11 protein-coding genes are annotated in these 10,057 nt (G+C 72.5%); all 11 read right to left on the reverse strand.

What is annotated here, in order from left to right:
* Positions 1-79: 79 nt before the first annotated feature.
* Positions 80-1,315, reverse strand: a complete 1,236-nt coding sequence (locus AX737_RS01845) for a divergent polysaccharide deacetylase family protein (protein WP_066918543.1) — start codon at positions 1,313-1,315, stop codon at positions 80-82.
* Positions 1,316-1,629: 314 nt separating this feature from the next.
* Entirely contained in the window at positions 1,630-2,952 is a 1,323-nt protein-coding gene (locus tag AX737_RS01850) for a S41 family peptidase (protein WP_066918545.1), read from the reverse strand.
* On the reverse strand, positions 2,952-4,292 hold the full coding sequence (locus tag AX737_RS01855) for a peptidoglycan DD-metalloendopeptidase family protein (RefSeq protein WP_066918547.1): 1,341 nt from the start codon (positions 4,290-4,292) through the stop codon (positions 2,952-2,954). Before AX737_RS01855 ends, AX737_RS01850 begins: the two co-directional genes overlap by 1 nt.
* 15 nt (positions 4,293-4,307) lie before the next feature.
* Entirely contained in the window at positions 4,308-4,805 is a 498-nt protein-coding gene (gene rlmH, locus AX737_RS01860; protein WP_066918549.1) for a 23S rRNA (pseudouridine(1915)-N(3))-methyltransferase RlmH, read from the reverse strand.
* Between the two features lie 9 nt (positions 4,806-4,814).
* Complete coding sequence (gene rsfS / locus AX737_RS01865; RefSeq protein ID WP_197430420.1) at positions 4,815-5,168, reverse strand: ribosome silencing factor; 354 nt, start codon at positions 5,166-5,168, stop codon at positions 4,815-4,817.
* A gap of 96 nt (positions 5,169-5,264) precedes the next feature.
* On the reverse strand, positions 5,265-5,918 hold the full coding sequence (locus AX737_RS01870) for a nicotinate-nucleotide adenylyltransferase (RefSeq protein ID WP_082772822.1): 654 nt from the start codon (positions 5,916-5,918) through the stop codon (positions 5,265-5,267).
* A 7-nt stretch (positions 5,919-5,925) separates the two neighbouring features.
* Positions 5,926-7,227: a glutamate-5-semialdehyde dehydrogenase gene (locus tag AX737_RS01875; RefSeq protein WP_066918551.1), complete on the reverse strand. Its 1,302-nt coding sequence runs from the start codon at positions 7,225-7,227 to the stop codon at positions 5,926-5,928.
* A 99-nt stretch (positions 7,228-7,326) separates the two neighbouring features.
* On the reverse strand, positions 7,327-8,460 hold the full coding sequence (gene proB, locus AX737_RS01880; protein WP_066918553.1) for a glutamate 5-kinase: 1,134 nt from the start codon (positions 8,458-8,460) through the stop codon (positions 7,327-7,329).
* The gene (locus AX737_RS32835; RefSeq protein WP_197430419.1) at positions 8,457-8,576 is read right to left on the reverse strand and encodes a type II toxin-antitoxin system VapC family toxin; all 120 of its coding nucleotides are present in this window, start codon (positions 8,574-8,576) and stop codon (positions 8,457-8,459) included. Before AX737_RS32835 ends, proB begins: the two co-directional genes overlap by 4 nt.
* A gap of 40 nt (positions 8,577-8,616) precedes the next feature.
* Complete coding sequence (obgE, locus tag AX737_RS01885; RefSeq protein ID WP_066918555.1) at positions 8,617-9,648, reverse strand: GTPase ObgE; 1,032 nt, start codon at positions 9,646-9,648, stop codon at positions 8,617-8,619.
* Positions 9,649-9,754: 106 nt separating this feature from the next.
* Positions 9,755-10,057, reverse strand: a 303-nt coding sequence (locus AX737_RS01890) for a GNAT family N-acetyltransferase (protein WP_156453471.1), incomplete at its 5' end; no start/stop codon positions are given.

Below are 10,057 nucleotides of genomic sequence, written 5' to 3' on the forward strand. Positions count from 1 at the left end.
TGGCCGAGGAGGGGGGCGCTCGTCATCGCGCGGGACCATAGGGAGGGCGGGCACCGGCCGCAACGGCCGGGAGGCCGCGCTACTCCGCCTTCGAGACGCGGCTGTCCGCCGACTGGTTCCGCAGGGCCGCGCTCACCGGCACGAGGCGCAGGCCGCGGGCCTCGAGGTCGCGTGTCCAGCGGGCGATGCGCTCGATCGTGACGGGCAGGGCGCTGGCCGAGGCCAGCACGAAGCCCTTGGCGCGGGCCTGCGCCTCGAGCCGGGCCAGCTCGCGGTCGATCGCATCGGGCCGCGCTACCGCGTCGAGGACGATGTCGGCCCGCGCGAGCGGCGCCCGCGCCTTCTGGGCGAGTCCCGGCGCGACCGGGCGGGCGCCGGTGCCGTCGTCCACGAAGCCGAGGCCGCGGGCGCCGATCTCGCGCAGCACCGGCTCGAAGGCGGCGGCGTCGCCCATCAGCTTGGCGCCCATGAAGTTCACCACGCCGACATAGCCGGCGAACCGGCTCATCGCCCAGGCGAGGCGGTCGGCGTTCTCGGCGCCCTTGAGGGCGGTGAGCAGGGTCTGGGGGCCGGGATCGCTGTCGGGATAGTCGAAGGGCTCCATCGGGGCCTGCAGCAGCACCTCGTGCCCGGCCGCACGGGCGCGGGCGGCGGCGCGCTCGACCTCGCCGCCGTAGGGCGCGAAGGCGAGGCTGACGGCGGGCGGCAGCTTGGTGATGGCGGCGGCCGTCGCCGCCTGGCCGATGCCGAGACCCGTGACGAGGATCGCGATGCGGGGCCCCTGGCCCGGCTCCTCGGGCCGCGCGTAGACGTCGAGGGCGCGAAGCCGCCCCTCGCCGAGCTTCGGCAAGGCGCCGTGCCGCCCGCGGTCGGTGAGGCGCGGATCGGGCGCGGGCGCGAGCTGGGCGACGGGCGCGGGCACGCGGATCACCACCGCCTCGCTCGGCGCCCCCGTGCCGCTCGGCCGAACCACGGTGACGCCCGAGGCCGATTCGACCTCCTCGGCGCTCCGCTGCGCCCGCGGCGGTGGGGTGTCCGGCTCCGGTGCGAGCGCAGCGGCCGGAGCTTGCGCCACCTGCGGGGCGGGAGCCGGCTCGCGCAGGGTGATCGCCACGGTGACCCTCGGCTCACCCCCCTGCGGGTCGCCGAAGGCGACGAGCGCGCCCGCGCCGAGCGCCAATACCGCCGCGCCGCCGCCGAGGACCGTGCGCGCCCTGAGCGGCCCGCGCAGCCGGGCGCGGATCCGCTCGGCCCGGCTCTTCGGCTCGGCCATCCCGAGGGGACGCGTCAGGATATCGTCGGAGGTCTCGCTCACCGGCGTCTCGACAGGGGCCGCGCCGACTCCGCGAGGCGCGGGCGGGCTACCCCCGTATTGCCGGCCCGCAGGGTTAATTTTCTCTCAACGCGTCGACCCGAGCATGCGTGTCGATCGAGGGGGCACCGCGGGGCGTCGGCCCGAAGCGCGCCGCATCTCCCGCCCCCGCGGAGGTTACCGGAGTCACACAACGCGTTCCGGTACCCTCCGCGCTCTCCCTCCCCCCTCTGCGGGGGAGGGAGAGCGCGCGACGACGAAAAAACCCCGCCCGGCTCGCGCCGGACGGGGCTCCTCGTCTTACCCGATCCCGCCGATCAGTTCGGCAGGCTCGGCTTCTGGGTGTTCGACGCGCCCTTCTGGATGCCGTGCAGGAAATCGATCGCCGCGGTGAGCTGCTTGTCCTTGGCCGGGTCCGGCGGGACATAGGCGGAGGATCCGCCGCGCTCCTCGGTATCCTTCTGCTTGAGGTGGCCCTTCAGGCCGGCCTCGCCCTTGGTCTCGTCCTTGCCCTTCAGCTCGTCCGGCACGTCCTGCAGCACCTCGGTGTCGGGCTCGATGCCCTTCGCCTGGATGGAGCGTCCGGACGGGGTGTAGTAGCGCGCCGTGGTGAGACGGAGCGCGCCCGAGCCGCCGAGCGGGATGATCGACTGCACCGAGCCCTTGCCGAAGGAGCGCGTGCCGAGGATCGTCGCGCGCTTGTGATCCTGCAGGGCGCCGGCCACGATCTCGGAGGCCGAGGCCGAGCCGCCGTTGACCAGCACCACCACCGGCTTGCCCTTGGTGATGTCGCCGGCCTTGGCCGAGAAGCGCTGCGTCTCGTCCGGGTTGCGCCCGCGGGTCGAGACGATCTCGCCGCGGTCGAGGAAGGCGTCGGAGACCAGCACGGCCTGGTCGAGCAGGCCGCCCGGGTTGTTGCGCAGATCGATCACGTAGCCCTTGAGCTTGTCGTTGCCGATCTCGCCGGAGAGCTTGTCCACGGCGGTGCGCAGGCCGTCGAAGGTCTGCTCGTTGAACTGGGTCAGGCGGACGTAGCCGACGTCCCCGCCCTCGACGCGCGAGCGCACCGGGCGGATCTTGATCACGTCGCGGGTCAGCGTGACCTCGATCGGGTCCTTCGCCTCCTTGCGGCTGATCTTCAGCTTGACGGCGGAGTTCACGGGCCCGCGCATCTTGTCGACGGCCTGGTTCAGGGTGAGGCCCTGGACCTGATCCTCGTCGATCTGGGTGATCACGTCGTTGGCCAGCAGACCCGCCTTCGAGGCCGGGGTGTCGTCGATCGGGGTGACGACCTTGATCAGGCCGTCCTCCATCGTGACCTCGATGCCCAGCCCGCCGAACTCGCCGCGGGTCGTGGTCTGCATGTCGCGGAACGCCTTGGCGTCCATGTAGCTCGAGTGCGGGTCGAGCGAGGTCAGCATGCCGTTGACGGCCGCCTCGATCATCTTCGACTCCTCGGGCTTCTCGACGTAGTCGGTCCGCACCTTCTCGAACACGTCGCCGAACAGGCTGAGCTGGCGATAGGTCTCGGCGGAGGCTGCGACGGCGCGCGGGCCCGACAGGAAGTCGGTCTGGGTCGCGACCATCGATGTCCCGGCGCCCAGGAACGCGCCGAGCATGATGAGGGAAGTCTTGCGCATTAGCCGCGAACCTTCTCGCTTGGGCTCTTCGCCCACCAGGGCTCCGGGTCGATGGAGCCCCCGTCCTTCTTGAACTCGACGTACAGAACCGGATCGGTCCGGTCAGTTGCCGCCTGGGCCACGCTTCCCTCGCCCATGCTGCCCACCGGCTCTCCTGCGAGCACGAACTGGCCGACCTCGACGCCGATCTGATCCATCCCCGCGAGCAAGAGATAGTAGCCATCGCCCGCGTTGATGATCAAGAGACGCCCGTAGGACCGGAAGGGTCCCGCGAAGGCCACCCAGCCGTCCGCCGGAGAGGCGACGACAGCCTTCGCGCGGGTCGAGAGCGATATGCCGCGCGTCAACCCGCCGTTGCCGTCGGGCTGGTTGAAGCCGCGCACGAGGCGGCCCACGACGGGCCGCGGGATATCGCCGCGGGCATCCACGAACTTCACCTTCGGGGCGAGCCGGGCGGGATCGCGGAAGCCGGCCGCGGCGAAGCGCTCCTGCGTGGCGCGCGCCTCGCGCTCCTCGGCGGCCTTGGCCGCGTCGGCCGCGCGCCGGGCGGCGGCGACCTCGGATTCCACCCGGTCGAGCAGGTCCTTCAGGCTGCGGGCCTGGTTGCCGAGTTCGGCCGCGCGCGCGCGCTCCGCGGCGACGCTGGTCTCCAGCTCGGCCTGACGGGTCCGCCGGGCCGCGACCAGCGTGTCGAGACGCAGACGCTCGCGAGCCCAGCCGGCGAGGTCGTTCTGCAGGGCCTGCTTGTCGGAGGCGATGAGGCCGCGCAGGCGCACGAGCTCCGTGAGGTCGCCCGCCAGCGTATCGACCTCGCCGCGCAGCTCCGGCACCACGGCGCCGAGCAGCATCGAGGTGCGGATCACCCGGAGCATGTCCTCGGGGTTGACCAGCACGGCCGGCGGCGGGCGCCGGCCCATGCGCTGGAGGGCCGCCAGGATCTCCGCGATGACGCCGCGCCGCGCGTCGAGCGAGCGGCGGATCGCCGCCTCGCTGTCGCCGAGCGTCCTGAGACGCTCCTCCAGCCGGTTCATCCGGTCCTCGGTGGCCTGCGCCTGCCGTCCGGCATCGAGGAGCGCCGCGTTCAACTTCGCGCGATCGCGCCCGATCTCGCTGATCTCGGCCTCGGCCTGGGCGCGGGCACTGCCGCTGGCGGCAAGCGCCTCCTCGATCCGTTTGAGGTTCTCGGCGCGACCGTCGCGCTCCGCCTCGGCCTTGCGGATGCGGTCCGGGTCGGCGGCGCCCTTGGTCTCGCCCTTCGCTTCCTGGGCCCGGGCGCGCTCGGGCGCTGCCGCAAGGACGACCAGAAACGTGAGGGAGAGGGCGCGGAGAGCGGGCGTCATGCGGCGATGGGGCCCTCAGGCGCCGACGTCGCCGCGATGGTAGGGATGCCCGGCGAGGATCGTCATGGAGCGGTAGATCTGTTCGAGGACGAGCACGCGCACGAGTCCGTGGGGGAGGGTGGCGGCCCCGAAGGAGAGGATCAGCTCGGCCCGCGTCCGAATTGAGGCATCGTGGCCGTCCGCGCCGCCGATCACGATCGTCAACGCCGGCCGTCCCGCGTCGCGCCAGGAGCCGATCCGCTCGGCGATGCGCTCGCTCGCGAGATCGGAGCGCCCGCGCTCGTCGTAGGCGACGAGAACGCCGCTCGGCGGCAGGTGGGCGAGAAGGCCTTGCGCCTCCTCGGCGCAGCGGTCGGTGGCGCGCCGCGCCCGGCTCTCGGGGATTTCCAAGATGTCGCAGGCCGGCACGCCGAGCCCGCGCCCGACCTGGGCGGCGCGCTCGCGGTAGCGATCGGCCAGATCCCGCTCGGGCCCAGCCTTCAGCCGCCCGACCGCCGCGACAAGGAGGCGCACGGGATGGCGTCAGCCGGCGAGCGCCTGGCCCGCCGGGCGGTCGGCGCCCCACATCTTCTCGAGGTTGTAGAAGCCGCGGACCTCGGGGCGGAAGATGTGCACCAGCACGTCGCCCGCATCGATCAGCACCCAGTCGCAGGCCGGCAGGCCCTCGACCCGGGCGTTGCCGAAGCCCTTCGCCTTCATCTCCTGCAGGATCTTGTCGGCGATCGAGCCGACATGGCGCTGCGAGCGGCCGGACGCGATGATCATGGTGTCGGCAAGGGAGGTCTTGCCGGCGAGATCGATGGCGATCGTCTCCTCGGCCTTCATCTCCTCGAGGCACCCGAGCGCGAGCGTCCTCAGATCGTCGATCCGCTCCAGCGCGGCGGTCTCGGGCTGCTGCGCCCCGTTGTGGCTCGTCTCGGACAGCGTCACGATTCCTGATAACTACGTTCGGTCCCGCCGGAGCGGTAGGCTTCAGAAGGTGGAGGGTTCGGAAGCCGATTGCAATACGCCGTTCGGGCGCCGGGCGCCACCGCGGATCTCTGCGCGGATCTGCGTTGACGACAGCGTGGAGCGCGGCCCGTGCAGGAAGATCCAGGCCGGCGGTGCGCGCAGCGGCAGCGTCCGGGCCTCGGCTTCGGGGACACGGTTCCGGGCGAAGAGCCGCGCGGCGCGGGAGGCGGGTGCCGTGAGCGTGAAGCCCGGGCGGTCCACGATGGCGATGGGCATCGTCGCGGCGATCTCGCGAAAGCCCTTCCAGCGGTGGAAGCTCGTCAGCGAATCGGCGCCCATGATCCAGACGAAGTGCACGCCGGGCCTGCGTCGTGCGAGATAGCGCAGGGTCTGCCGCGTGTAGCGCGCGCGGATCCTCGCCTCGAAGCCCGTGACCGCGATGCGCGGATGGTCGGCGACGCGTTCGGCCTCCGCGCAGCGCCGCTCCAGCGGCGCCAGCACGCGCGCGTCCTTGAGCGGGTTGCCGGGCGTGGCAAGCCACCAGACCCGGTCGAGCCCGAGTCGCCGCAGCGCGGTCAGCGTGACGTGCCGGTGCCCGAGATGGGCCGGGTTGAACGAGCCGCCGTAGAGCCCGATCCGCATCCCCGGTGCGGAGGGCGGCAGGACCAGCCGCACGGCCCCGTCAGACGGGCCGCGTCTGGCCGTTCCCGTGGACCCGGTACTTGAAGGTGGTCAGCTGCTCGACGCCGACCGGCCCGCGGGCGTGCATGCGGCCCGTGGCGATGCCGATCTCGGCGCCGAAACCGAATTCGCCCCCGTCCGCGAACTGGGTCGAGGCGTTGTGGGTGACGATGGCCGAATCGACCTCGGCGAGGAAGCGGGCGGCGGCCTCCGCATTGGCCGTGATGATCGCGTCGGTGTGGTGCGAGCCGTTGGTCTCGATGTGGTCGATCGCCGCGTCGAGCCCATCGACCACCCGGGCCGAGATCACCGCGTCGAGATATTCGGTGCGCCAGTCGGCCTCGCTGGCCGCGCTCACCCGCGCGTCGACCGCCTGGACGGCCGCGTCGCCGCGCACGGCGCAGCCCGCGTCGAGCAGCGCGGTGACGAGCGGCGCCAGATGGGTCTCGGCGCAGGCCTGATCGACCAGCAGCGTCTCGGCGGCGCCGCATATGCCGGTGCGGCGCATCTTGCTGTTGAGGAGAACGGTGCGGGCCATGTCGAGGTCGGCCTGCCCGTGCACGTAGACATGGCAGATGCCGTCGAGATGGGCGAAGACCGGCACGCGGGCCTCGCTCTGCACCCGCTCGACGAGGCCGCGCCCGCCGCGGGGCACGATCACGTCGACGCAGCCGTTCAGGCCCGCGAGCATGGCGCCGACCGCCGCGCGGTCGCGGGTCGGCACGATCTGGATGGCGTCCGCGGGCAGGCCGGCGGCGGCGAGTCCCTCGCTCATCGCCTGCGCGATGGCGACCGCGCTGCGGTGGCTGTCCGAGCCCGCGCGCAGGATCGCGGCGTTGCCGGCCTTGAGGCAGAGCGCGCCCGCGTCGGCCGTGACGTTGGGGCGGCTCTCGAAGATCACGCCGATCACGCCGAGCGGCACGGCGACGCGCTCGATCAGAAGCCCGTTGGGCCGCTCGATCGCGGCGAGCTGGCGCCCGACCGGGTCGGGCAGTGCGCCGATCTTCTCGACCGCCGCGGCGATGCCTTCCAGCCGCTTCTCGTCGAGGGTGAGCCGGTCGATCAGCGCCTGGGTCTGGCCCGCGGCCTTGGCGGCGGCGACGTCGCGGGCGTTCTCGCGCAGGATGACCTCCCGGCTCGCCCGCAGGCGCTCGGCGATGGTGCGGAGCGCCACGTCCTTCGTCTGGGCCGGGGCCAGCGCCATCTGCCGGGCGGCGGCGCGGGCGCGCCGGCCGATGCCCGCCATCAGGGTCGTCAGATCGTCGGAATTGGCGAGATCCGACTTCAAATTCAGAGCAGGCACGTGACTAACCCCGTCGACGCAACGTCGAGTCCCGATCAATTGCAACGCGTCTTCGCATATCCGGATCCGGCGAAACAAGTCACGGATCGCACATCGGAGCTAGTCCACGAACAGGGCGAGGTCGTCCCTGTGGACCATCCAGGAGCGGCCCGGATGGGTGAGCAGCTCGGCGATGCGCGCGCTCGGATGGCCGATGATCCGCATGGCCTCGTCGCTGTCGTAGGCCACGAGGCCGCGCCCGAGCGTGCGGCCGGCGAGGTCGCGGATCATCACGGCGTCGCCGCGGGCGAAGCTGCCCTCGACCGTGCGCACGCCGACCGGCAGCAGGCTGGCACCGCCCTGGAGCGCCCGGACCGCGCCGTCGTCGATGACGAGGCAGCCGCGGGGCTCCAGCGAGCCGGCGATCCAGGTCTTGCGCGCGGCGTTCGGCGTCGAGCCCGAGAGGAACCACGTGCAGCGCCCGCCCTCGGCCACGCTGCGCAGCGGGTTCTTCTCGCGCCCGTCCGCGATGATCATGTGGGTGCCGCCGCCGACCGCGATCTTGGCCGCCTCGACCTTCGTGCGCATGCCCCCGCGCGACAGCTCCGAGGCGGGCCCGCCCGCCATGGCCTCGATCTCCGGGGTGATGCGCTCGACGATCGGGAGATGGCGCGCGTCCGGGTCGCTGCCGGGCGGGGCGGTGTAGAGCCCGTCGATGTCGGAGAACAGCACCAGCACGTCGGCGCCGATCATCGTCGCGACGCGGGCGGCGAGGCGGTCGTTGTCGCCGTAGCGGATCTCGCTGGTGGCGACCGTGTCGTTCTCGTTGACAACCGGCACGGCGCGGAGTTCGAGGAGCTTCTGCACGGTGGCGCGGGCGTTGAGGTAGCGGCGGCGCTCCTCGGTGTCCTGCGGGGTGACGAGGATCTGACCCGCCACGATGCCGTGATGGCCGAGCGCCTCCGACCAGTGCCGGGCGAGCGCGATCTGCCCGACCGAGGCCGCGCCCTGGCTCTCCTCCAGCTTCAGCGCGCCCGGCGCCAGCCCGAGCACCGTGCGGCCGAGCGCGATGCTGCCGGAGGACACGACCAGCACGTCGACGCCGCGGGCGTGCAACTCGGCGATGTCCTCGGCGAGCGCGGCGAGCCAGGCGTGCCGCAGGCGTCCGCGGGCCCGGTCGACCAGCAGGGCCGAGCCGACCTTGATGACGATGCGGCGGAAATCTTCGAGGACGGGTGTCGAGGCGGGCGTCATGGTGCGGGGCTGTAGGCGGGGACGATGTCCGTGTGGACGAAGTCGTCGCCCTTGAACAGGAGGGGCAGGCGCATGACCGATGCGACCGCGTCGACCGATTCGTCGCTGAAACTCATGATCGAACGGTAGATCCCGTCGCCTGCTGCAGCACCGCTGTCAGGGCTGCCAGGCCGGCGCGTTCGCATCGGCCTCCTCGGCCGCGGCCGCCGCGATGGTGGAGGCGAGCGCGCGCAGGGCCTCCTGCACGCCCTGGCGGGTGGCGGAGGAAAGCACCAGCGGCGCGCGGCCCGCGGCCTCCGTCAGCCGGGCGACCTGGGCTTCCAGCGTCTCGGGGTCGAGCACGTCCGCCTTCGAGAGGGCAACGATCTCCGGCTTGTCGGCGAGATCGTTGCCGTAGGCCTCCAGCTCGCCCCGGACCAGCCGGTAGGCCTCGCCCGCATCCTCGCTGGTGCCCTCGACGAGGTGGAGCAGCACGCGGCAGCGCTCGACATGGGCCAGGAACTTGTCGCCGAGGCCGACGCCCTCGTGCGCGCCCTCGATCAGGCCCGGGATGTCGGCCAGCACGAACTCGCGCCCGTCCGTGCTGACGACGCCGAGCCCGGGATGGAGCGTGGTGAAGGGGTAGTCCGCGATCTTGGGCTTGGCCGCCGTCACGGTGGCCAGGAAGGTCGACTTGCCGGCGTTCGGCAGGCCGACGAGGCCCGCATCCGCGATCAGCTTGAGGCGCAGCCAGATCCACATCTCGGTGCCCTCAAGGCCCGGATTGGCGTGCTTCGGCGCCCGGTTGGTCGAGGTGGTGAAGTAGGCGTTGCCGAAGCCGCCGTTGCCGCCCTTGGCGAGCCGGATGCGCTGGCCGATCTCGGTGAGGTCGGCGATCAGGGTCTCGCCGTCCTCGGCCAGCACCTGCGTGCCGGCGGGCACCTTCAGCACCACGTCGGACCCGTTGGCGCCGTGGCGGTTCGAGCCCATGCCGTGCTCGCCCTTCTTCGCCTTGAAGTGCTGCTGGTAGCGGTAGTCGATCAGGGTGTTGAGGCCCTGCACGCACTCGATCCAGACGTCGCCGCCGCGCCCGCCGTCGCCGCCGTTCGGGCCGCCGAACTCGATGAACTTCTCCCGGCGGAACGACACGCAGCCGGCCCCGCCGTCGCCGGAGCGGACATAGACCTTGGCTTCGTCGAGGAACTTCACGGCGACACATCCTTCCGGGAACGGCCCCCGGGGCCAGTTCCGCCTGCCATCATACACTCAGCGACCGGACGCGAAGCGAGTTCCGCGTCCGGTTCCACGCCGCCGCTCACGCCGCGCGGGCGGCCCCGGCGCCGGTCGTGGCCGAGCCCAGCCAGCGCGCGCGCTCGAGGCGGAACAGGTCCACCGTCACGCCGCCGCGCGCCGGGCAGGGGCGGGTCGCGACCACAGTCCGGACGAAGCCGCACCGTTCCAGCAGCCGGCGCGAGGCCGGGTTGTCGGTCCGCGCCGAGGCCGCCACGACCGCGCCGCCCGCATAGGCGAAGTAGGCATCGAGGAGCGCCGCGACCGCCTCGCGCATCAGGCCGCCGCCCCAGTGGGGCTGGCCGAGCCCGAGCTCGGCTACTGGCTC

It is taken from the genome of Methylobacterium sp. CCH5-D2, assembly GCF_001556475.1.
Taxonomy (GTDB): Bacteria; Pseudomonadota; Alphaproteobacteria; order Rhizobiales; family Beijerinckiaceae; genus Methylobacterium; species Methylobacterium hispanicum.

Excerpts from the sequence above, each read along its gene's own strand:
- AX737_RS32835 (WP_197430419.1), bottom strand. The coding sequence starts at position 8,576 with ATGAGTTTCAGCGACGAATCGGTCGACGCGGTCGCATCGGTCATGCGC.
- AX737_RS01850 (WP_066918545.1), bottom strand. The coding sequence starts at position 2,952 with ATGCGCAAGACTTCCCTCATCATGCTCGGCGCGTTCCTGGGCGCCGGG.
- AX737_RS01855 (WP_066918547.1), bottom strand. The coding sequence starts at position 4,292 with ATGACGCCCGCTCTCCGCGCCCTCTCCCTCACGTTTCTGGTCGTCCTT.
- proB (WP_066918553.1), bottom strand. The coding sequence starts at position 8,460 with ATGACGCCCGCCTCGACACCCGTCCTCGAAGATTTCCGCCGCATCGTC.